Origin of the sequence: Senegalimassilia faecalis (assembly GCF_004135645.1) — a bacterium.
Lineage (GTDB): Bacteria > Actinomycetota > Coriobacteriia > Coriobacteriales > Eggerthellaceae > Senegalimassilia > Senegalimassilia faecalis.
In genome coordinates, this window is sequence record NZ_SDPW01000001.1 from 109,231 (window position 1) to 132,420 (window position 23,190).

21 protein-coding genes are annotated in these 23,190 nt (G+C 56.9%); 2 read left to right on the plus strand and 19 right to left on the minus strand.

The genetic code is table 11. The features are described 5' to 3' along the window. Window positions 1–27: 27 nt before the first annotated feature. The gene (locus ET524_RS00475; RefSeq protein ID WP_129422872.1) at window positions 28–486 is read left to right on the plus strand and encodes a hypothetical protein; all 459 of its coding nucleotides are present in this window, start codon (window positions 28–30) and stop codon (window positions 484–486) included. A gap of 457 nt (window positions 487–943) precedes the next feature. Here ET524_RS00475 and ET524_RS00480 read toward each other — a convergent pair whose 3' ends face one another. The 4 genes from ET524_RS00480 to ET524_RS00495 form a co-directional block, all read right to left on the minus strand. Continuing rightward, on the minus strand, window positions 944–1,534 hold the full coding sequence (locus tag ET524_RS00480; RefSeq protein ID WP_201738578.1) for a hypothetical protein: 591 nt from the start codon (window positions 1,532–1,534) through the stop codon (window positions 944–946). A 9-nt stretch (window positions 1,535–1,543) separates the two neighbouring features. Then, window positions 1,544–1,990 (minus strand): dUTP diphosphatase, encoded by a 447-nt coding sequence (gene dut, locus ET524_RS00485; protein ID WP_129422873.1) that lies wholly within the window; start codon window positions 1,988–1,990, stop codon window positions 1,544–1,546. Window positions 1,991–1,995: 5 nt separating this feature from the next. Further along, on the minus strand, window positions 1,996–2,442 hold the full coding sequence (gene nrdR / locus ET524_RS00490) for a transcriptional regulator NrdR (protein WP_129422874.1): 447 nt from the start codon (window positions 2,440–2,442) through the stop codon (window positions 1,996–1,998). Between the two features lie 133 nt (window positions 2,443–2,575). Next, window positions 2,576–2,902: a hypothetical protein gene (locus ET524_RS00495; protein WP_129422875.1), complete on the minus strand. Its 327-nt coding sequence runs from the start codon at window positions 2,900–2,902 to the stop codon at window positions 2,576–2,578. 122 nt (window positions 2,903–3,024) lie between these two features. Here ET524_RS00495 and lexA point away from each other — a divergent pair, with 122 nt between their 5' ends. After that, window positions 3,025–3,663 (plus strand): transcriptional repressor LexA, encoded by a 639-nt coding sequence (lexA, locus tag ET524_RS00500; RefSeq protein WP_129422876.1) that lies wholly within the window; start codon window positions 3,025–3,027, stop codon window positions 3,661–3,663. Between the two features lie 311 nt (window positions 3,664–3,974). Here lexA and hflX read toward each other — a convergent pair whose 3' ends face one another. The 15 genes from hflX to ET524_RS00575 all read right to left on the minus strand — a co-directional run bounded on the left by hflX (window position 3,975) and on the right by ET524_RS00575 (window position 23,039). After that, entirely contained in the window at window positions 3,975–5,288 is a 1,314-nt protein-coding gene (gene hflX, locus ET524_RS00505) for a GTPase HflX (protein ID WP_129422877.1), read from the minus strand. A 153-nt stretch (window positions 5,289–5,441) separates the two neighbouring features. Beyond that, on the minus strand, window positions 5,442–6,362 hold the full coding sequence (gene dapF / locus ET524_RS00510; protein WP_129422878.1) for a diaminopimelate epimerase: 921 nt from the start codon (window positions 6,360–6,362) through the stop codon (window positions 5,442–5,444). Between the two features lie 30 nt (window positions 6,363–6,392). Then, the gene (gene miaA / locus ET524_RS00515) at window positions 6,393–7,364 is read right to left on the minus strand and encodes a tRNA (adenosine(37)-N6)-dimethylallyltransferase MiaA (protein WP_129422879.1); all 972 of its coding nucleotides are present in this window, start codon (window positions 7,362–7,364) and stop codon (window positions 6,393–6,395) included. Further along, the gene (miaB, locus tag ET524_RS00520; protein WP_129422880.1) at window positions 7,357–8,718 is read right to left on the minus strand and encodes a tRNA (N6-isopentenyl adenosine(37)-C2)-methylthiotransferase MiaB; all 1,362 of its coding nucleotides are present in this window, start codon (window positions 8,716–8,718) and stop codon (window positions 7,357–7,359) included. Before miaB ends, miaA begins: the two co-directional genes overlap by 8 nt. Window positions 8,719–8,762: 44 nt before the next feature. Continuing rightward, entirely contained in the window at window positions 8,763–9,089 is a 327-nt protein-coding gene (locus tag ET524_RS00525; protein ID WP_129422881.1) for a stage V sporulation protein S, read from the minus strand. Window positions 9,090–9,200: 111 nt separating this feature from the next. Next, window positions 9,201–10,301: an ATP-binding protein gene (locus ET524_RS00530; RefSeq protein ID WP_129422882.1), complete on the minus strand. Its 1,101-nt coding sequence runs from the start codon at window positions 10,299–10,301 to the stop codon at window positions 9,201–9,203. 17 nt (window positions 10,302–10,318) lie between these two features. After that, window positions 10,319–11,851, minus strand: a complete 1,533-nt coding sequence (gene rny / locus ET524_RS00535) for a ribonuclease Y (protein ID WP_129422883.1) — start codon at window positions 11,849–11,851, stop codon at window positions 10,319–10,321. A gap of 294 nt (window positions 11,852–12,145) precedes the next feature. Then, entirely contained in the window at window positions 12,146–12,688 is a 543-nt protein-coding gene (locus ET524_RS00540) for a regulatory protein RecX (RefSeq protein ID WP_161566568.1), read from the minus strand. A gap of 162 nt (window positions 12,689–12,850) precedes the next feature. Further along, on the minus strand, window positions 12,851–13,909 hold the full coding sequence (gene recA / locus ET524_RS00545; RefSeq protein WP_129422885.1) for a recombinase RecA: 1,059 nt from the start codon (window positions 13,907–13,909) through the stop codon (window positions 12,851–12,853). A 267-nt stretch (window positions 13,910–14,176) separates the two neighbouring features. Continuing rightward, window positions 14,177–15,436, minus strand: coding sequence for a CDP-diacylglycerol--glycerol-3-phosphate 3-phosphatidyltransferase (gene pgsA, locus ET524_RS11870; protein WP_129422886.1), 1,260 nt, complete (start codon window positions 15,434–15,436; stop codon window positions 14,177–14,179). Between the two features lie 3 nt (window positions 15,437–15,439). Continuing rightward, window positions 15,440–16,789 (minus strand): 30S ribosomal protein S12 methylthiotransferase RimO, encoded by a 1,350-nt coding sequence (gene rimO / locus ET524_RS00555; protein ID WP_201738580.1) that lies wholly within the window; start codon window positions 16,787–16,789, stop codon window positions 15,440–15,442. An 8-nt stretch (window positions 16,790–16,797) separates the two neighbouring features. Next, window positions 16,798–17,295 carry a YajQ family cyclic di-GMP-binding protein gene (locus ET524_RS00560; RefSeq protein ID WP_129422887.1) on the minus strand — a complete coding sequence of 166 codons (498 nt, stop codon included), beginning with the start codon at window positions 17,293–17,295 and terminating at the stop codon, window positions 16,798–16,800. A gap of 55 nt (window positions 17,296–17,350) precedes the next feature. Next, entirely contained in the window at window positions 17,351–18,727 is a 1,377-nt protein-coding gene (locus ET524_RS00565; RefSeq protein ID WP_129422888.1) for a helix-turn-helix domain-containing protein, read from the minus strand. 12 nt (window positions 18,728–18,739) lie between these two features. Then, window positions 18,740–21,244 (minus strand): FtsK/SpoIIIE family DNA translocase, encoded by a 2,505-nt coding sequence (locus ET524_RS00570; RefSeq protein ID WP_129422889.1) that lies wholly within the window; start codon window positions 21,242–21,244, stop codon window positions 18,740–18,742. A gap of 103 nt (window positions 21,245–21,347) precedes the next feature. Continuing rightward, window positions 21,348–23,039, minus strand: coding sequence for a ribonuclease J (locus ET524_RS00575; protein WP_201738807.1), 1,692 nt, complete (start codon window positions 23,037–23,039; stop codon window positions 21,348–21,350). Between the last annotated feature and the right edge of the window lie 151 nt (window positions 23,040–23,190).

Genomic DNA, 23,190 nt, shown 5'->3' on the forward strand with positions numbered 1-23,190 from the left:
AGATCGAATCTAGTGAGGGAGAATGATATGGCTACGTACAATCATGAAGAAATACGTGCTTGGGGCTGGCTTTTGTCCGAGTTGAAATCCATCGCTCAGCGCGAAGGCGTTGAAGTGACGCTTGACGATGAAGATCTGTATATCACAGCTCCACGGGCTGGGTATCCGTTGATCATGCGCAAGTTGTTAAGCGCGGCGGCCATTAAGCCAGAAGACGATGCGGTCATTCGCGCAATTGCCGATAATACCGAGCCTGGAGAAGATTATGGCACTACGTATCAAAGGCTAACTTTGGAAGACCAAGGCGCGTTGATGCTTGAATCTATGCGCTTTGACTCGAATATGATTTCAGTCGAGGATGCTGCTGCTCGGCTGTCTGCTTCCGAACAACGCGTACTGTCGTTACTGAAGGATGGAAAGATTCAAGGGCTGAAAATCCACGGCGTGCAGTTCATCTTCGATTCGTCAATTCAGAAGATCCAGTAAACAGTTAGGGTGTTCCTAGAAGTAAGAGTGTCCAGTATGCGCATTGTCGACCACAAGGGGCCTTGGCATAATCATTGCACTACGAATTAATTTAAAAATGTCTTGCGTGTGAGAATGTTCGGAATGCGATTAGGTGATTAAAGAAGCAAATGACGATTAATGACTATACAAATAGGAAATCCATTCACCTATTTTCAGTTAGTTTACATAACATATATTATCGATACATCGTTAACATTCTTCTCGCAGGTTCGCAGGTTCGCAGGTTCGCAGGTTCGCAGGTTCGCAGGTTCGCAGGTTCGCAGGTTCGCAGGTTCGCAGGTTCGCAGGTTCGCAGGTTCGCGCTATGTTACAGAGCATCCGTATTGAAAGGTTGCCTAAACGAGATAAGGAGCTTGTTGTCTGCAACAGATTCGGTTGTCCTGTTGCAGACACCAAGGTGCATGCGTAGCTGCGCTTATCCCCAAGCTGATGTGCCGGCTGATGTTGCTGCGCCTAAACTTCCGGCTGCTTCACCATACTGACCGCTTTGGAGCATTTCGAGTACTATCGGGTACATAAGATACATTGAGATGCCATTTAGGACGAAGGCAACCGCGCATATGATGAGCGCTGTTTTTGCAGACTTCTTCAGTTTTAGTGCCGCTTGAGCGATTGAAGGTTCTTTATTCGCAAGTTCATTAAGCTTACGATACGCCAAACCTGCGCATATAAGGCCGATGGTTCCTAGAAGCATCCCGCCAATGAGCAAAGACAAAGGTCCTGCAATGTATGCGAACGTGATTTTGCTTTGCGCTGATCGCAAGGCCTTCGTGTCTTGCGCATTCGGCTGAAACGTTCGGTTTGCCTCTTGCGAATTGTGCTGAGTTGAATCGATTAGCTGAGAAGGCCCGTTGCTGCCAATGTCCTTGGCTGTACTCTGCTGAGGTTGGCTCATCAATTCCTTATTGCTTTGCGTATTGTTTTGCAATGCATGAACAGGGTCATTGAGGGAACCATCTTGTTCGCTGTTGTTTACGCTGTTTTTGCCTGTTTCGTTATCTTTCATAGATTACTTCTACTCGCTAACTCCGCTGCTGCCAAAACCACCCTCGCCCCGTTCGGTGTTTGAGAGCACAGCTACGGGCGTGAACGACATATGCGGTACTGGCATGACAACAAGCTGTGCAATACGGTCTCCACCATGAATCGTAAACGGTTCATGCGGATCGGTGTTTTGCAAAATGACTTTGAGCTCACCACGGTAATTACTGTCAATGAGACCAGGGGTATTTACAACCGTTATGCCGTGCTTGATAGCTAAGCCGCTTCTAGGCAATACGAAGCCTGCATATCCTTCCGGGAGAGCGATTGCAAGCCCTGTGGGCACTAATGCTCGTTCAAATGGTTGTAATGTTAGAGATTCGGAAGCGCGTAAATCCATGCCGGCATCTCCGCTGTATGCATAGGATGGAATCTTAGCAGCTTCGTTAAGGGCTTTGATTTCAATTTTGACTTCTGTCATAAGCGTTATTTCAATCCTTCGAGTGCTGCCGCAAATTCTTCGACATTTTGGAAGTCTTTATAGACGCTGGCAAAACGTACATATGCGACGTCGTCGAGCTTTGCAAGCCTGACAAGCGCCATATCGCCGAGCTCTTTTGAGCCGATTTCGTTTTTAGAGGCATTGCGAAGTTCTGCTTCTATGCTGTCGATAAGTGCGCCCAGCTGCTCGGGTGCTATAGGGCGTTTTGCACATGCAATAAGCAATCCTCGCATGAGTTTTTGGCGATCGTATGCTTCCGAAGATCCGTCGGACTTGATGATGATAAGCGGGCTATCACCGAGACGTTCGTAGGTGGTAAATCGTCTACCGCATGCGAGGCATTCGCGCCTGCGGCGGATGGTGCTCCCGTCGTCCGACGGACGTGAGTCAACTACTCTTGATTCAAGATTTCCGCATGCTGGGCATTTCATGCTGTGCACTCCTTAGGCTCGACAGCACGTAGCCTAACATACTAGATATGGGCTTTGACACCCTTGATAACGAGAGTGCACCAAATCGTAATACTAAATATATGGCGCTACCTGCGATTGATATTTGCAAGCGCTAGAACAGGATAACGGCAAGTGCGATTGCAGTTCCGATTGCGGCAATAGCTGCCGTTTCGCGTCGGGTTGCACATTGAGGAGCAATACCTTTTGCAGTTCCCGATGAAATTGAAAAAGACTCATCAAGATAGCTTGCAATCAAATGAATGCTCCGCACTGATGCATTGGCGAATCGACGAAGTGAATTGGCTGCATGGCGGGGCTGCTGTTGTGCATCAAAGGGTGTTTGCTTGGGAAACGCAATGATGCGCGTGTGACGAATTTCGGCCTGAGGCTTAAGAGCTGCCGACCCAGCAACTGGGAAAAGACTTTCGCGATGTTGCATTTTCTTTCTCCTTTGCCCTTGCGTAGAACCTTTGTTCGCATATATAATAAGGCGAACAAAGGTTCATGTCAATGATTTCTTGAAACATTTGTTCGTGTTGACTATAGGAGAAAGGAAGGCGCATGTCCGATAAAATTACGAAGCGCCAGCAAGCTGTTCTTGATGTGATTGAACAGTGCATTCGCGAAAAGGGCTACGGCCCCACTGTGCGCGAGGTGTGTCAAGCGCTTGGCTTGTCCTCCCCTTCTACCGTGCATGTGCATTTGAAGGCGCTTGAGGAAAAGGGGCTCATTAAGCGCGATCCTTTGAAATCACGTTCCATTGCGCTTACTTACCCGCTTGATCACACTGAAGAAGCAACAAGTATTCCGCAGGCTGAATATGACAACCTTGTTACCATTCCCCTTGTTGGCAACGTGGCTGCTGGTATGCCGATACTAGCTGAACAGAACATCACCGATAACATTACGCTCCCCACTGAGATTGTTGGTGATGCGCCTTCGTTCATGCTGTCGGTTCGCGGCGAAAGTATGATTAAAGCAGGCATTAACGATGGCGACTACGTTGTTGTAAAAGAACAGCCCGTTGCGAACAACGGCGATATCGTCGTCGCTATCATTGATGACGGGGCTACGGTTAAGCGATTCTTTAAAGAGCAGGATCATATTCGCCTTCAGCCGGAAAATTCTTCTATGGAGCCCATCATTACCGCTGATTGCTCTATTGCCGGTAAGGTGGTTGCGGTATTTCGCAGGCTGTAGGTTATAACCAGCTGCGGGGTAGAACCGGATGCAGATTGTAGTCAGCTGCTGATTGCGTGTTTGACTGCTAACCGATGATGTCGGGCTGACGGCTGGCAAACTGCGGGTGAAACAGCTGACAACGCTTCGGCTACCGGGAAGACTTACAGGTTTTTGTCGTAATCGTCCTGCGAATGTTGTTCGATAACTTCGGTGGACGCGTTCGTTTTTGATTTGGCAATGTAGCTGTTCTGTAATTCGGCAGCTTCGCAACTCCCCTGTTGTTATCGCAGGTTGAATTGCAAAGCTGCCGTTGTTCTCCTGATGGTTTGCTAGTTTCGCTCTACGACGTAGGGGGCAAAGTCGTTCGCGAAGGCCGGTGGTGCAAGAATAGTCAAATGAGTTCCTGTTTCGGTATGGTCCTCGGTAAGCACCCTGCATCGTTCGTGGGCTATAGATACCAGGTTTCCCTTGTTGTAAGGAATCAGCACTTCTAGATGGGAATCTTGGGCTGATGCGATGTGGGCGATTCTTTCAATAAGCTCATCGATTCCGAAGCCGTCTGCGGCCGAAACCAGCATCGCGTCGTATCGGCGTCTTAACGCTTCGCGCTGTTCTTCTGAAAGCAGGTCGCATTTATTGAAAACCAGCAACCTGGACAGGGATTGAGCGCCGATCTGGTCGAGCACTTCTTCTACCGCTGATATCTGTCCCTCGAATTCCTCGGATGAAGCATCCACAACATGCAGGATAAGGTCCGAACCGGTAATCTCATCAAGCGTTGATTTAAACGCTTCTACCAGCGTGGTGGGCAACTTCTGGATGAATCCAACGGTGTCGGTGAGCGTTATTTCTCGACCTTCGGGCAGTTCGTATTTCCTTGTTGTAGAGTCTAGCGTCGCGAACAGCTTGTCGTACGCTAGGACGTCTGCGTTTGTTAGACGATTCAGCAAGCTGGATTTGCCGGCGTTCGTATAGCCGGCTAGCGATACCTTGAACATGCCGCTTTCGTAGCGAGATTCTCGCTGAACCGCTCGGACTGCTGCTAGGTGTTCGAGCTCGCGCTTGATTGAGGTGATGCGTTTTCTGACCAAGCGGCGGTCAACTTCAAGCTGGCTTTCGCCTTCGCCAAATCGCGAGCCCACGCCGCCACCCATGCGGTTTGAGGCCAGGTGGGCCCACATGCCACGCAATCGCGGAAGCAGGTATTGATTCTGTGCGAGCCGAACTTGTAGCCTGCCTTCCTTGCTTGTTGCATGCAATGCGAAGATGTCAAGGATGAGAGCGGTTCTGTCGATCACTTTAAGGTCGCGATCAACGGATTTCTCGAGATTCGATTGCTGCGATGGAGTAAGCTCGTCGTCGAAGATGATAAGATCGGCGCCGTTGGCGCGGCACAGGCTTGCTATCTCCTCCACCTTTCCGCTTCCTACGAACGTGCGTGGATTTGGGGCATCAAGCTTTTGCGTGGTAACTGCTACGGTGTCTGCGCCTGCGGTGTCGGCCAGGCGTTCGAGTTCGGCTAACGAAGAACTCAGCGGCCATTGTTGTCCTGGGCGCTCAACGCCTACCAGCACGGCTTTCTCTCGCTTCTGTTCGGCTACGCATCGCGCTCCTTTGACAAGCACGGATTCATATTCCGACATTCGAATACCTTCCTGCTTATAGGTAAGCCTGAGCGCTACATGGAGATGGCTGTAACGTGCTCGCATGTACCATTCGGGCTTGGAAAAACGAATGAACGCAAGCAGTGGCTTGCGTTCATCGATACTACCATATTCGTATTGCTTGGCTGAGTTTTACACTTCCACCGTGCCCTGGAAAGACTCGACTGCAGGGCCCGTCATCATAACATGGTCGTTCTCGTCCCACAGGATATGAAGCGTGCCGCCTCGAAGCACGATGTCGTTTTCCCTGCCAGAGCGGCCGGTCAGCGCTGCAGCTACATTCGTGGCGCAAGCGCCGGTTCCGCATGCAAGCGTTTCGCCGCAGCCGCGCTCGAAAACGCGCATATCGATGGCGCCAGAACGAACATGCGCAAACTCCACGTTCGTCTTTTCAGGGAAAGCCTCGTGCGACTCGTAGTATGCGCCGATCTTATTCAGATCAAGCGTTGCAAGCGATTTGTCGTTTGCGTTCGTGAACAGTTCATCGCTCAGTTGCGCGAAATCATCGATGAAGCAGATAGCATGCGGGTTGCCCATGGAAGCGCAGGTGAAAGCAAACGTACCCCACGGAGAGGTGATGGCAACGTCCTTTGCAAACGCCGCACCGTCGGCGCTGGTAGCATTCGCGGGAACGTTAACGGGGACATCGCTGGGCTCAAGAATGGGATGGCCCATATCGACCGTAGCGCGCGTCATCTTGTCGCGGTCGTCAACCTCGAAGCTGATGGGTTTCGGGCCGGCAAGCGTGTCGGCAACAAACTGGCCGTCGCTTGCTTGAACGTATCCGCGATCAACGAGATATTTTGCGAAGCAACGCACGCCATTGCCGCACATTTGGGCCAACGTGCCATCGGAATTGATGTAATGCATGTAAGCCGCGCATTCGCTGCGCTCTGACGGGCGAACCAGGATGACGCCATCGGCGCCAATGCCGAAATGGCGATCGCACAGCAGGGCAACCTGTTCTTTCGTCAGGTTGATGTCACGCGAAAAATCATCCATAAAGACGAAGTCGTTGCCAAGCCCGTGAAGCTTTACAAAATCAAGTTCCATATAGTTTTCTGCACGCTCCTTGTTCGTGTACTAGTCAGAATTTAGTTTATCAAGCACGGTGAGTGCTTCTGCTGCGAGCGCGTCGGTATCCCCCGAATCTGCGCAAAGCCAGTGAATACGCTTATCTTTGCGAAACCATGTTCTCTGGCGTTTTGCATATCGGCACGTTGCCGTTTTGATGGCTTCTATCGCTTCTTCAAGGCTGCATGCGCCATCGAGTGCGCTGACGATTTCCTTGTAGCCAATTGCCGACGGTGCGGTAACGCCTTCGCGAAAACCATCTTTCAGCAGGCCTTTCACTTCTTCGACTAAACCCTGCTCAATCATGTGGTCAACGCGAGCTTGAATGCGCGTGCGCAAAATGTTCGGCTCAACGGCAAGTCCGATGAATACCGCCGGAACGTATTGCTCGATATGCGCAAGGCGCTCCTTTTGCTGGGCGTAGGAGGTACCGTCTGCAAGCAGCTCGAAAGCTCGTATGACGCGCTTTACGTCGGCTGGTGGGATAACGCTTGCACTTTGCGGGTCGACTTTCTGCAGTTCGCGCCACAACGCTTCGACACCGTGCACGTTCGCGAAGGTGTTCCACTTGTCGCGAATAGCGTTGCCGACTTGCTCCCCTTCGGGAAATTCATAAGCATCGATTGCCGCTCGAACGTAGAATCCAGTCCCGCCAGCTAACACGCTTCGCTTTCCGCGTTTGTCGATATCGCGAAAACAGGTGCGCGCATATGCCTGAAACAGCGCAGCCGAATACGGTTGACCGGGATCTACCAGGTCAAATCCGTGGTGCGGGACAATGCGCTCAGATGCGGGAAGCTTGCCCGTTCCAATATCCATGCCTTTATACACTTGCATGGAATCCGCGCTTACCACTTCCCCGTTAAGACGCGCTGCCAGTTGCTGTGCCATATCGGTTTTGCCCGATGCTGTTGGCCCGACAACGCATATGACGGGGCGTTTGAGCGTGAATGTTCCGGTTGTTTGCTGGGTGCTAGCCATTATCAACGATGGTTCCAGACAGGTACCAGGTTTTGGCTTCGTCAACCTTCACGTTTACGATGGAGCCTTCCAATGCATCTGCAGATACGCCTTCGGGCAGCGGTGCGTGCACCGTTTGATTTTTCGGGCTTTTGCCGGCGATCAGCAGATTGTCGCGCTTCGATGTGCCTTCCACCAAAACGGGAACGGTGCGGCCCAGGTCAAGCTGGTTCTTTTCGTAAGCATGTTTCTGCACGATGTCGACAAGACGATCGAAGCGCTGCTGGATGACCTCGTGCGGCGTGTTGTCGACCATCTTTGCGGCGGGCGTGCCTTCGCGCTTTGAATAGATGAACGTGAATACCTGATGATAGCCAACGGTGTCGACAAGGCGCGCCGTATCCTCGAAATCTTGCTCGGTTTCACCTGGGAAGCCGACGATGATGTCGGTTGACAGGGCGATATCAGGGCAGGCGTCGCGCAGCTTGTCAATGAGCTGCAGGTAATGAGCGGACGTATAGCGCCTGTTCATGGCTTTCAGCACGGCATCAGAGCCCGATTGTGCGGGAAGATGAAGGGCCGGCATAAGCGAGCGCAACTTGCCGAACTTAGCGATTACCTCGTCGGACAGATCCTTTGGATGGCTGGTTGCAAAACGCAGACGTTCGATGCCTGTTTGATCGAGTGCATCGAGGATTTGCGCAAAACGCGGGCTGCCGTACAAGTCGCGGCCGTAGGAGTTCACGTTTTGCCCCAGCAGCGTGATTTCCTTCACGCCTGCTGCGACATAGCGTTCTGCTTCAGCAACGATATCCTCGATGGGACGCGATTTTTCACGGCCGCGTACATAGGGAACGATGCAGTATGTGCAGAAGTTGTTGCAGCCGATGGTGATGGGCAGCCATGCTGCCCAGGAATGCTCGCGTGCCGTGGGCAATTCGGTTGGGAACGACGTGGAAGCGTCAAGCACCTCAACCTGGTGGCCGCCTTCTTCGATAACGCCCTGTAGCAAGCGCGGAAGCGATGCGAGGTTATGCGTGCCGAACACGACATCTAGATGCGGCAGCTTTTTCGTAAGCTCTTCCCCATCACGCTGGCCGATGCAGCCACCAACGGCGATGATGCGCTTCTTTAGAGGGGAGTCATCGCGCAGCGGCACGTTTTTGAGCGAGGCAACCTGGCCATATAGTCGCGTGTCTGCAGCTTCGCGCACGCAGCACGTCATGTACACGAGGATATCGGCTTCTTCAACGGTTTCAACCATCAAGCCGCCGAGACCTTCAAGCATGCCGCTGATGCGTTCGGAGTCGTGCTTGTTCATCTGGCATCCGAACGTGCGAACGCAGAAAGTCATGTTCATGAATGGGGTTTGCATACAGAGGTGTTCCTTGTTGTAATTGTAAAATATTGAGGCTATTACTAGTCTTTAGCTGGCGTTGATACAGTAGTTCCGTGCAGCTGACGCGATTCAACGGCGAAACGGATGGCGGTACGATATTCGCCATCGATAACGATGTCCGCGAATGAGGGAATGCAGGCAATCTCGATGCCGACAGGTGATAAAAAGCCGCGAGAAATGGCGATGGCTTTGACAGCCTGGTTCACAGCACCTGCGCCGACAGCTTGGATTTCCACCGGAACGCCGTCTTTTATCATGCCGGCAATAGCCCCGGCTACCGATGCGGGCGAGGACTTTGAAGAAACTTTCAAGCACCCGGATTCAGGTGCGTCATGTGCCGTGTCCATGCATTTTCCTTTTCGTGTTTCGTTCAGTGTGCGTTTATGCAATCGAGTGAAATGCAGGGTAAATTGTACCCATTCGGTCACCCGTCCGCAACATGATGTGGAGGCGCTGTGCTAGCGCAGCTTTATCAAAGGGATGCTGATGTGCAACGCGTCTTTTGCCACCCGGATGGTTGGTTCCACGTCTTCTTGCAGATAGTAGTCGCGCGCAAGGTTTCTAAACGCGGCTTGGATGTCGTTCGCGAATACGGCGGCGTCGTTTTGCGCAATCTTCAATCCGCGTGCGTCTTTTGCTTCGTGCTTGTTTGAAACCTTGATTGACGGCTGCTCATCCGAGTTTTGCTGCGCCGCTAATGCCGAAGAAATGCGCGCGAGCAAGGGCGCCAACGGGGCGATTTGCCCATCCATGATTCTGCGGGCGGATCGCTCCGACATTTCAAGTCCTAGCTTTGCCGCAACTTCAGCGAACTGCGCCGGATTGGTAGTAGCTGCTAGTCTTTGGCATATGGGAAGGTTGTCGACGCCACCTGCTTGGTTTCGTGCCTCTGCGGTTATCGACGAAAGCCCTAAGGCGTATAGCGAGGCTGCGATATCGGTTGCCGATCCCAGGTACACTTGGCACGTTGCGCGCGATTCGATGGAAAACTCGCAGGCAGTGCGCATGATGTTCTTAGGTCCCCGAACAGATACCGTTCCTGATTCGCCGAGGTCGAATTTGGGAAACGTTGACTGGTCGGTTTTCTCTGAAAGCTTATCCAAGTTCGTTTGGATAACGAAGGCGGAACCGCCTTGTTCTTGGGAGGCGACGATTTCGGCGGATTCGGCATTGACGGCAATGGAATACAGCGCCATGCCTCGCCCATGGATGCCCCATTTGTCCATGTGCATCGAATCGAGTTTCGACGTGACGCGCGGTTCGAACACGAGTTTCCTCATATGAGCCGGCACACCATCGCCGTTGTCGATCATGACGATGCGGCGGTTGTTGCCGTCTCTGGTGCAAGCGACGAAGACAGCAGAGGCGTGGGCGTCGCGAGCGTTGCGCAGCATCTCGATGACGATATCCTCGGTGCAGCGGATGTCTTGCGCTGCTTGGCGTCTTTCGGCTTCCGAAGACCTCAAACGAACGAAGCCACCTCCGAGGTCTGCTTCGACTCGGAGGTGGCTTTCGCCGCAGACGTCTTCTATAAACGAGGCAAGCGTGCCGTCGCTCATATCATTCGCCTTTCTTGCTACTTTGCGATGCCGATTGCGCGACTTTCGCGGATGACAACAACCTTTACCTGACCGGGGTACTGCATCTCGTCTTCGATGCGCTTCGCGATGTCGTGCGCAAGCACGGTGGTTTGAGCTTCGTCGACAACGTCCGGTTCAACCATGACGCGGACTTCGCGGCCGGCTTGGATGGCATACGTGCGCTCGACGCCCTTGTAGGAGTTGGCAATTTCCTCAAGTTTCTCAAGACGCTTGATGTAGGCGTCCAGCGTTTCCTTGCGGGCACCGGGGCGCGCAGCGGAAACGGCGTCAGCGGCCTGCACGAGCACATCGAGTACGCTGTTCGGCTCTACGTCGTTATGGTGCGCTTCGATGGCGTGCACGATGGAAGGCTTCTCGCCGAAACGACGTGCAAGATCAGCGCCGATGACGGCATGACTGCCCTCGACCTCATGGTCAACTGCTTTGCCAAGGTCGTGCAGTAGGCCTGCGCGCTTTGCGGGAACAGGGTCAAGTCCAAGCTCGGAAGCCATGACGCCAGAAAGATAGGCGACCTCCAGCGAGTGGTTCAGCACGTTCTGACCGTAAGACGTGCGATAACGTAGACGGCCGAGCGTGCGCACCAGCTCAGGGTGCAGGTCGTGAATGCCCGTGTCGAATGCAGCCTGCTCGCCAGCCTCCTGCACGCGCTGGTTCACGAGCTTTTCTGCCTTGCCGAACATCTCTTCGATGCGCGCGGGATGGATGCGGCCGTCGGCAATGAGGTTTTCCATGGTGACGCGGCCGATTTCGCGGCGAACCGGGTCGAAGCACGAGATGGTGACGCACTCCGGCGTGTCGTCGATGATGAGGTTCGTGCCCGTGAGCTGCTCGAACGAGCGGATGTTGCGACCCTCGCGTCCGATGATGCGACCCTTGAGGTCACCGGACGGGATATGGATGGCGGAAACGGTGGTTTCAGCCGTGTGGTCGGCGGCAACGCGCTGAATGGCCAGGCTGAGGATGGAGCGAGCCTTCTTGTCGGCCTCGGCTTTCGTGCGCGCTTCAGAATCGCGGATGATGGCGGCAGATTCGTGCGCCACTTCGTCTTTCAGCGTGTCGAGGAGCTCGGTTTTCGCTTCGTCAGCCGTCATGCCGGCTACTTGCTGCAAACGCATACCGATTTCCTGCTCAGATGCATCAAGATCGCGCTGGCGACGCTCAAGCTGGCCCTGCATGGAAGAGATTTGGTGTTCGCGGGAATCGAGCGACTGTTCGCGGCGATCGAGCGATTCTTCACGCTGGTTGACGCGCTGCTCGGCGGCGCGAACCTCCTTCAGACGCTCTTTGTTTTCCGCCTGCGCCTCTTGGCGAAGTCGCAGTGCTTCGTCCTTTGCCTCAACGACTGCTTCACGGCGCAGCGTATCTGCCTGGCGTTTTGCGTCTTCCACGACGTTGTGCGCTTCTTCAGCGGCGCGCTTCGTCGAGGAGTTTGCAAGGTACTTCGTTACGATGAAGCCAACGGCGATGCCCGCGATGGCGCCAACAACAAGCCAGATAATGGATTCCATGCGTTCCCCCTTTCGTATTGGGTTGGATAACAGTAGGTTTCAGGTTTCCATTGCATAAAAAATCCCGGCATGACCGGGCAAGAGCGTACGTGCGCAAAAGAACTGGACGTATATGTTTTTCGTTATATACAAACAGTGCCGCTGCGGGCACATGTGCTCTAGCTTGTTTCCATGATAAAGGTTCGTAAACATTTCGAAAAGGCCTGCACACCAAAAAGCCGGTTTCTCCTGGAGAAACCGGCTGGCATGGCGCTAGAGGAAGCGCCATCGTTATGCGTATGGTTGGTGCTGCTATTAGAATTCGGCTTGTAACGAATTGTCGGTTTCGTGCTCTTCTGACCAAATACGAGCCGCCGAAGCCGACACGGATGCGCCGTAGCCTTTTTGCATGAGCTTGCGGTAGGCGGAGTCGCGAAGTCGCTTCCCTCGGGGTGGTTTCGCGTCAAGGAAAGCCAACGCTCTGGCAAGTTCGTCTGGCCCTGTTTGCCCCTCGGTTGCCTCAAGATAAGCAGTTACGCTGTAAGGGTCGATATCAAACGTTACGAGCTCTGCGGCTATTCCCTGCAACCCACGGCCTTGGGATAAGCGGCTGCGAACAAGCACGTCCGCGAAGCGTTCATCGCTGATAAGGCCGCAGCGCAACGCGCGATCGATGGCGGCTTGCGCAACATGGTAATCGAAGCCGTCTTTTTCAAGCCGTGCTTGCAAAGCCTTGCTTGCATGTTCTCGCATGCAAGCAAGGCGCTCGATCTTGCGAAAGGCTTGCTCTTCGGTAAGGGCTTTCGGCGCATCCTTGCTAGATTTCTGCCCAAGGGAATCGCATTCGTCCGATTGCATGGACGCCATGCGCTTCCGGCTCCCCTGGCTTGGCTGTTTCGCGCGGCTTCTAGACCTGGTTTTACCCTTACTATGCTGTACGTCAGCGCTTGGGGAGTTTTCTATCTGACGGATCCTGCGCTTTAGCTCTTCAATCGAAGGCGCTGCTTCGTGTGGCATGCCTTATCGCTTTCCTTTTGGCTTTGCGACCGGGTTCACCGCGTCGAAGTCTTCCTGCTCGCGCGTAATGATGGGGATGTCGAACGCTTCCCTGACCTTCGTTTCAAGCTCGTCACGCAAATCGGGGTTTTCCTTCAGCGTTTTCTTCGCGGCTTCGCGGCCCTGGCCGAGACGCTCTTCCCCGTAGGTGTACCAAGCGCCAGATTTTTTTGCCACACCTGCTTCTACCGCCATATCGACGATGCATCCCTCACGGGAAATGCCTTCGCCGTACATAAGGTCGAACTCTGCCTGGCGGAACGGCGGGGCCACCTTGTTCTTGACAACTTTCGCACGTACGCGGTTGCCGACGATTTCTCCGTCGCGCTTGATGGAGTCGATACGACGCACGTCGATGCGGACGCTGGAGAAGAACTTGAGTGCGCGGCCACCTGTGGTGGTTTCGGGGTTGCCGAACATCACGCCGATTTTCTCGCGCAACTGGTTGATGAAGATACAGGTGGTGTTCGACTTCGACAGCGAACCTGCAAGCTTGCGCAGCGCTTGGGACATAAGGCGCGCCTGCAGGCCTACCGTGGTGTCGCCGATTTCGCCTTCGATCTCAGCGCGGGGCACCAGCGCCGCAACGGAGTCGATAACGACGCAGTCGATGGCGCCTGAGCGCACGAGCATATCGCAGATTTCAAGCGCCTGTTCGCCGGTGTCGGGCTGAGAGATGAGCACTTCGTCGATGTCGACCCCGAGGTGCGCGGCATATACCGGGTCAAGCGCATGTTCGGCATCGATGAACGCGACCACACCGCCGAGCGCCTGAGCTTCGGCGAGAATCTGCAATGCGAGCGTGGTTTTACCGCTGGACTCAGGTCCATAGACCTCGATGATGCGGCCGCGGGGCACGCCACCAATGCCAAGGGCGGCATCGAGCGGGAGTGCGCCGGTGGGGATGGCGCCGACGTTGAGGTCTTGCCCCCCATCGCCGTACTTCATGATGGCGCCTTTGCCGAACTTCGTTTCGATTTGGTCGGTGGTGACCTTGAGCATCTTGAGTTTTTCGTCGTTCATGCGCGTATGACCTTTCTTCATGCGCTGTGCGAAATGCAGCACGTCTTATTATACGAACGTCTGTTTGCGAGTCAAGCGATTTAGCAAACATCGGTACGGTATTTTCATGGTAGCGTGTAAATCTTGCAGACCTTTTGCCGATAGAGCGAGCGAAAGCACGCGAAACCTTACCGATGTGCACGGCCGCAGCACGTTTCCCCTTGCAAAACAGCTTGCAGCGATGCGCGGTCGCAACATCGCTGCAAGCTTTCATCTTGTTCTGGTTAATTATTTAGAAGCAGAAACGGCGTTTTCCATCAGGCGCAATGCGTGGCGTGTGGTCTGTCGACGTACCTGATTCCTGTCTCCTTCGAAGTGCACGGTTTGCGAGGAGACGTTGCCATTGCACGCAATGCCGAAACATACGGTTCCCACCGGCTTGTTCGGCTCGGCGCCGCCGGGCCCGGCGATTCCGGTAACCGCTACGGCCGCGTCACACCCCAGCGCGCTGCATGCGCCAACTGCCATTTGCTCGGCAACCTGGCAGCTAACCACGCCATGCTTGTCGACGGTTTCTTCGGACACGGAAAGCTCGGATTCCTTGACGGAAACCGCGTAGCTGACAACGCCTCCGCGCATCACGTCGGAACTTCCGGGGACTGCGGTAAGGGCGGCGCTGATCATGCCGCCTGTAAGGCTTTCGGCGGTTCCGATGGTAAGGCCTTGCTGGCGCGCCTGGGAAAGCACGGATGCGGCCAAGCTTTCAAGCTGGCTGTCGGTAACCTCGATGCCTTCGGCTTCCTTGGCTTCGTCGGAGGCCTTCGCGGCCCCGCCGTTGCCCTCTTGTGCAACCTGCTTGCTTTCGGCTTCGTCACGCGAGGCCTTTGCTTTCTTGCCCTTGCGGGGCCCAAGGCCGATAAGATCGCGAGCTTTCGAGATGTAGTCAAGCATGGACACGATGGTAAGCGCAAGCGCCACGAACATGACGGCCCAGCTGAGCACCCACATCATGTCGCAGAACGCATCGATAAGCGTGCCCATCATGTAGCTGTCCTTCACGGTGAACATGACGATGGCGATCATCTGGAACACCGTTTTGAACTTGCCGTACCAGCTGGCCGAAATGACAACGCCTTTGCTTGCCGCCACCATGCGCACGCCCGATACAATGAACTCGCGGGCCACGATGATGAGCGCCACCCAGCTTGGCAGCACGCCTAGCTCGATAAGCGCCAACAGGGCGGCAACCACCAGGATCTTGTCGGCCAGCGGGTCCATGAATTTGCCGAAGTCCGTCACCTCGCCGCGCGAACGCGCAAGGTAGCCGTCAAGCCAATCGGTGCACGAGATAAGCACGAAGATGCCTGCGGCGATGAGGCTTTTCGAGTATTCAGCGATGTCGGGCAGGTTGAACCATTGCGGCCACGGGCTAAGCAGCGCCACCACGAACACGGGCACCAGGCAGATGCGCACAAGCGTCACGATGTTCGCGGGGGTCCACAGGCGCGTGGTGGTTTCCGGCGCGGCCTCGACTTGCAGCTGAGCCATGGGCTATTCGCCTTCCATTTCGTAGAGCAGCGTGTCTGCGATTTTGACGCGGACTACTTCGCCGGGTTTTCCCTGGTCGACATAGGTGACACCGTCGACTTCCGGTGCTTGGCACATGGCGCGGCCGAACAGCTGGCCGTCCTCTTCGGTGCCTTCGACCAGCACGTCGACCGTGCTTCCCACGCGGCTAGCGATCAGCGGCGTGCACACGTCGTCTGCTAGGTCGCGCAGGCGTTGCGCGCGGAAAGCCTTTTCGTCGTCTTCAACCTGGTCGGGCAGGTCGTATGCGCGCGTGCCCTCTTCGCGGGAGTAGGCGAACACGCCGATGTAGTCGCACAGGCCCTCTTCCACGAAATCGCACAGCTCGTCGAAGTCGTCTTCGGTTTCGCCGGGGAATCCTGCGATGAGCGTGGTGCGCAGCGTGACGCCCGGCACCATGTCGCGAACGTGCTCCATGAGCTGCTCGTATTCCTCGCGCGAACCCTTACGGTGCATGGCCTTCAAGATGCGCGGCTGCACGTGCTGCAGCGGGATATCGAAGTAGTTGCAGATGTTGTCGTGGTCGGCAACGGCTGACAGCAGCTCGTCAGTGATGCCCTCAGGCTGGATATACATGATGCGGAACCAGGTATCGGGAAACTCGTCGGCTAGTTTGCCTGCAAGCGTGCCGAGGCTTGACGGTTCGTCAAAGTCTTGGCCCCAACGGCCCGTATCCTGCGCAATGAGCACGACCTCGCGCACGCCTTCGGCCACGCGATCGGCCACATCCTGGCGTACCTGTTCGTAGGGGAAGCTGTGGTAGCGCCCGCGGATATAGGGAATGGTGCAGTACGAGCAGAAGCGGTCGCAGCCGTCGGAAATCTTCACATAGGCAGATACCGCGCGCGTGCCGTCAAGGGCGATGGCGCCTTCGGGCACCGCACCCAGCGTTGCGCTGCGCAGATCTTTCAACACGCTGTCGGTAAGGCCAAGTGCGCCAGCAACGATGGACGAGATGTCGTCTTCTTTGCTGCACGGAACAAACGCGCTTGCTTCCTGCAGCTCGTCTGCCAGCTCTTCACCGTAACGCGCCGGCATGCAACCTGCGACGATAAGCGCCGCACCTGCGGCTACGTTGGGCATGCCCGCAACCTCGAAAATGGCCTCGAGGCTTTCCTCGGTGGCGCTTTGGATGAACGAGCAGGTGTTCACGACGACTGCGTTGGCCGTTTGCGGGTCGTTTGCTATGGCGAAGCCGGCGCGGCGCAGTTGCGATTGCATGCGTTGCGTGTCCACTTCGTTTTTTGCGCACCCCATGGTGACGAACGCGACGGCGGGCGGGTTCGTGCTAGAGAAGTTGGTGTTCGGTTCCACGAAAATCCTTAGCGATAGTTGACGTACTGAAGCGGTTGGCCGTAGTCCTGGCCTTTAAGGAACGCGATGACTTCCTGCAACGTGTCGCGCGAGGCGGACGAAACGCGCAGCTTGTCGCCCTCGATAGCCACTTTGACCTTGAGTTTCGTGCCTTTGATGTCCTTGTTGATTTTGCCGGCGGTTTCTTTGTCGATGCCCTCGACGATGGTGGCAACCTGGCGCACGCTTTGGCCCGTTGCCGCCTGAGGGTCGCCCCACTTCACGGCCGCAAGGTCGATGCCGCGCTTGATGAGCTTGCTGCCGATGATGTCGATGACCTGGCGTGCAACGAAATCGGCGGGCGCCGCCACGGTGATGGTCTTCTTCTGCTTGTCGAGCGTGATCTCGGCGCCGGAGCCTTTCAGGTCGTAGCGCTGCGAGAGCTCCTTTTTAGCCTGCTGGAAGGCATTGTCGACTTCTTGCATATCGACGCTGGATACCACGTCGAAGCTGGATTCTTTCGCCATGTCAGATCCTTTCGGTTTCGTGCTTGTAAGCGTGCTGAAGCGATGCACGCCGAGCTTATTGATAGGTGGTAGAGGTGCCGGTTCCCGTGTTGCTTGAGGTGTCGGCGCCTGTTGACCCCGTGGAGCTTGCCGTGCCCGTTGCATTAACGGCGGTTCCCGTACCCGTTGCAGATTGCGACTGGGTAGAGGTGCCGGTTCCGGAATAGGTGCTGCTAGTGCCTGACGTGCTTGCGGACGTTGACGCGGTGCCGCCCGTAGAAGTTCCGTTCGTGGTTGCGGACGTGGAGCCCGTCGTTGACGTGCCGTTCGAACTTGACGTGTTCGTAAGGCCGTCCACTTTCACGTTCGGGTGGTCTTGCGCCCATTGTGCCAGGTAGTTTTGGAAGTTGACCGTGGCGGTGGGCATGCCCGTGGTGGCGTCGTTAACGAAATCGACTGCTTTGCCGTCCATGGTGACGGTGAAGCCGCTTGACACCCACGAGGCAAGGCTCCACGTGCCGGACACGTCGACCGTTTTGTCTACCGGGCCGGTAAGCATCTCCTCGGTGGCCTGGCCGTCCTGCGTGATGACCACATAGGCCGTCTGGCCGCTTGCCAATTTGTATTGCACCGTCACGCTAGTGGGCGCGGTTTCAGCGGACTGCGTTTGCTGCGACGTGTCGTTCGAGGCAGACTCGCTGGTGCTGCTGCCGTCCGCCGACGTGTCTGTGACGCCGGTGATGGGGACCTTCGCCACGTCTTGCGAGTTCGAAGCGCCCTTGTTGCCGAACAGCAGCGCGATGATGACCACGAGCAGCACCAAGATGACTGCCGCAACGATAACGTACGGCAGGCGTGTTTGGTTTCCGCTGCAGCCCATGTTCTGCGACCCGGAATAGAAATTCGTGAACTGCGCAGCACCGCCGCCACCGACGCGACCTCCGCGGCGGCTTTCGCTCTCGGCGCGCGCTGCGCGGGATGCGAGCGGCTCGTGATATTCGTGCGTGCTGGCGTTCGAGCGGCTGCGGCGCGTGGTGCCGCCTTGCGTGCGGTCCGAGCGGCGCGAGGGCGTGCCGTCGCGGCCTTCCCTGCCCGCGCGCTGGCCTTCGCGCTGCCGCGCGCTTGCCTGGCGTGCCTCGTGGTGGGAAACAGAACGCCGGCCTGAAACGTGCGCAGGCGACTCCGATTCGCCGCGCGTGCGACCGACCTGGTACGCGTACGCTTCGTCAAGGTACATGCGCGTGATGTCGCTGGGGTTAAGCCCCACCAGACGTGCGTAGGCGTTCACCATGTTGCGCGTGTAGCCGCGTGCCGGCAAACGCGAAAAATCGTTGTTTTCGATGGCTCGGAGGATGTCGGGGCGAATGCGCAAGCGACGGGCTGCCGACTGAACGTCGTAGCCTTTTCTTTCGCGAGCTTCGCGCAAGACGGTGCCGAATGAAACCTGCGCCATGTCTTCTCCTTATTAGTTGTCGCCGTCGTGCTGCTCGAACGCTTTCAGCGTTTCAAGCTCCATGGCGTCGACGAGCACTTCTCGAGGCTTGCTGCCGTTTGGCGGACCGACAACGCCTTTGTCTTCAAGCATGTCCATTATACGCCCAGCGCGTGAGTAGCCCACTTTGAGGCGTCGCTGGATATTCGATGTGGAACCCAGGCCGCTTGACACTACCAGGTCGGCTGCTTCCCAGATAAGCGGGTCATCGTCTGCGCACGTACCGCCGCTTGCGTCGGAGGGACACGAGCCAGGCGTGATGAGGTTCGTCGACAGAATCTCCGAATGGTATTCCGGTTCTCCCTGCCCGCGCAGCTGCTCGACTACGGCGTTGATCTCGTCCTCGGACACGTAGCAGCCTTGGATGCGCATGGGCTTGGCGTATTCGGGCTTGCTGAGCAGCAAGTCGCCCAATCCGATGAGGTTTTCGGCGCCGGGCGTGTCTAAAATGACGCGGCTGTCGATGCCGCTGGCCACGTTGAACGCGATGCGGTTCGTGATGTTCGCCTTGATAAGGCCCGTGACGACGTTGGTGGACGGGCGCTGCGTGGCCACGATAAGGTGAATGCCGGCCGCGCGCGCAAGCTGCGCGATGCGGCTGATGGAGAATTCCACTTCCTTGCCAACGTTCATCATGAGGTCGGCAAGCTCGTCGATGATAATGACGATGTAGGGCAGCTCGTCGCCCAGGTCGTTCTCGGGCGGCTGCTCCCCTGCCTCTTCGGCGGCCTTCGCGGCAGCCTGCGCCGCCTGCACTTTGGCGTTGTATTGCCCGATGTTGCGCGCGCCCACTTTCGAGAACACCTTCAGGCGGCGCTCCATCTCGGCAACGCCCCAGCTGAGCGCGCTAGCTGCTTCTTTGGGCTCCGTGACAACGGGTACGTACAGGTGAGGGATGCCGTTGTACGGCGTGAACTCAACGCGCTTCGGGTCGATCATGATGAAGCGCACTTCGGCGGGCGTGGCGCGCACGAGGATCGACATGATCATGGCGTTGATGGACACCGATTTACCCGAGCCGGTGGTGCCGCCGATAAGCAGGTGCGGCATCTTCGCCAGGTCAGACACGATGCAGTGGCCCTCGACGTCTTTGCCGATGGCGATTTGCAGCGGGCCGGGACCGGCGTCTTTGATGACGTCGCCAAGCAGCACGGTTTGGCGCGTGCGGTTCGGCACCTCTATGCCCACGTAGTTCGTGCCGGGAATAGGCGCGAAGATGCGCACGCCCGGCGCGGCCAGCGCCAGCGCGATGTCGTCTTCAAGCGCGGTGACGCGACTGACGCGCACGCCGGCGGGCAGATCGACCTTGAACAGCGTGACCGTCGGGCCGGCAACCCAGCCGACTACCTTCGCCATGATGTTGAAGTCTTCGAGCGTTTCCTGCAGGCATGCACCCGTTTCTTGCAGCTCGGCATCGGTTGCCAGGTCTTTTTCGGGGTTGGTTGATGTGGCAAGCAGATCCATGGGCGGCAGCTCGAAGCCCTGTTCGGGGCGCGGTGTTGCCACGGGTGTGGGAGGCTTCGACGAGGGGCGCGGTGCCGGTGCCACGCCGCGTTCAACCGGCTTGCGGCGGCCGAGCTTGCGCGTCAAGGCTTGCGGCTCCGCTTCGGCGGCGCGCTTCGATTGCTCTTCGGTTAAGGGGCGGGACGCGGCGACGGTGCGCGCTGAGCGCCTGCCCTTCGGCTTGTCGTCATGGTCGAGCACCTGCGTGGGGGCAGATTCGAGTTCGGGGTCTGCAGCACCCACTTTGCGAATGCGGTCGGCCGGTCGGCTGACGCGGGCGAAAGGCGGCGCGGCAACAACGCCGTTTTCAGCCTCGGCGGCCTCTTTACGCTCTTCGGCGTAGGTGCGGAACTTCTGGATGATGCTGGACAGCGAAAACCCGATGATGACCAGGCCGGCGATAATGATGCCGATAAGCACGATGGCGCTGATAACCTGGCCAAACAGCTTCAGTCCACACCAGGCAATGGCCGCGCCGATATAGCCGCCGCGCGCGGTAAGCTCTGCGGGCAGGAACAGACTGTCGGTGGCATCTGGGGTGGTTTCCGGCGTGAACAGCGAAAACAGCGAAAGCGCCGCCACAAACACCAGGGCAAGGCCCAAGCTGACGCGCACGGGGATGCTTTGCTTTTCGACGCGCACAAGGCAGGCGGCCCCGATGGCCACCAGGAAAAACGGCAGCAGGTACGCGCCCAGGCCTAGGCACAGGTGCAGTGCCTGCGACACAAACGACGTTACCACCGCATCGGTGGGAATGACGGCGGCAACGAACAACACGATGCCAAGCAGCGCCACCACCACGCCGGTGATGTCGCGCTTCGTGCGCTCGTCGAAGATGCGAGGTTCCGGCTGCGGCGTCGGTGCGCTTTTTTGAGCGCGTTTCTGCGCAGGGCTGGCCGCTTTCGACTTGCTTTGCGCGGTTTTCTTCGCGGGCGCCTTCTTATTCGATTGTTTGTTCGAGGCAGTTCGGGCCACGCCCTCCCCTTTCGTTCGCGAATCGTGTGCGGTGTACAGCGAAACGAGCACCCGGGCCTGTGCCTTGGGTGCTCGTAAGTGGTGCTACGTATGCAGGGCGCGGCTACACGTCGAGCAGGTTGATGACGGTCATCGGGCGCGTCTTCGTGCGCTCCCACAAGATGGACAGCAACGCATCGCGCGCGGCCTTCTTCAGCTCTTTGCCCGAAGCGCCCTTGGCAAGCGCTTTCGTCATGGCGCTTTTCACGCTTTTCTCGCACTCGGAGGCAAGGTAGGCGTCGTCGCCGCTCGTGATGCCGTGCATTTCCACGGACACGTTGCCCACAACGGCCTTCTTGCGCGAAGAGACGGCCACGGCCACGGCGGCAAAGCCTTGCGAGCCAAGCGCCGTGCGCTCTTCGAGCACCTGCTCGGACGTGTCGCCCACCGACAGACCGTCCACGAACACGATGCCGGACTGCACCGTCTCGCCGTGCTTGACTCCCTTCGTGGACAGCTCAAGGCTTTCGCCGTTTTCGCAGATGAACACGTTTTCAGCAGGCACGCCCACCGCTTCGGCCAAGCGTGCATGAGCGCGCAGGTGCGTGGCCTCGCCGTGCACGGGCATGAACGCCTTCGGCTGCACGATGGTGAGCATGATCTTCAGTTCCTCGGCGGATGCATGGCCGGACACGTGCACGCGGGCGCGAGACTTGTCCCACACGTCGGCGCCGATTTTCGCCAGGCTGTTCACCACTTTCGTGACGGCCTTCTCATTGCCGGGCACGGGCGTTGCCGAGATGATGACGGTGTCGCCGGGCTCCATATCGATGGTTTTATGCTCGCCGGCCGCAATACGTGCAAGCGCGGACAACGGCTCGCCCTGGCTGCCGGTGCACATGATGACCACCTGCTCGGGCGGGATGCCCTTCAGGTCGTACGCGTCGATGATGTCCTGGTCGGAGATCTTCAAATACCCAAGCTTGCGTGCGATATCGGTGTTCTGCACCATGGAGCGGCCCGTTACCACCACTTTGCGGCCGTTGGCCACGGCGGCGTCGCAGATTTGCTGCAAGCGATGGATATGGCTGGCGAACGATGCGACGATGACGCGTCCCTGCGCCTGGGAAATGACGCGCGAAAGCACCTTGCCCACTTCGGCCTCGCTGGGCGTGAACGTGGGGTTCGTGGCGTTCGTGGAGTCCGACATCATAAGGTCGACTCCTTCTTCGGCGAAGCGCGCCAGCGCCCCGAAGTCGGTGTGCACGCCGTCGATGGGCGTTTGGTCGAGCTTGAAGTCGCCTGTGTGCAGCACGTTACCGGCCGGGCTGCGGAAGAATACGCCAACAGCGCCGGGGATGGAGTGGTTCACGGCGAAGAATTCGGCCGTGATGCAACCGAGCTGCACCTTGTCGCCAGGCTTGATTTCCACGAGCTTCGCGTTTTTGATGCGATGTTCCTTGAACTTGCCCTCGATAAGGCCCAGCGTCATCTTCGTGCCGTAAATAGGCACCTGACGATCAAGGTCTTTGATGAGGTACGGAAGCGAACCTGTGTGGTCTTCGTGGCCGTGCGTGATGACGATGCCGCGCAGCTTATCGGCATGCTGCAGCACGTAGGTGTAATCGGGAAGAATCAGGTCGACGCCCGGATGGTTGTCGTCGGGGAACATCAGGCCCGCATCGTCAAGTACCATGTCGCCTTTGCACTCGAACACGGTCATGTTCTTGCCGATGGCGTCAAGGCCGCCAAGCGGGATGATCTTCAGCGTGGCGTTTTTATCTTTCTTAGATGAATCGAACGTGCGTTTTTTCATGGAGCGCGAACGCTTGCGGTGCTCGCCTGCGTTGCCTTCCTTCGAAAGTTTCGGACGCTCCAGGTCAAGCTTTACGTGCTTGACGGATTGCGTCTGCTTGCTGCCACCTTCAGCGCGCACGTCATCATTGCGCTGGGGGCGCTTGTCGTTT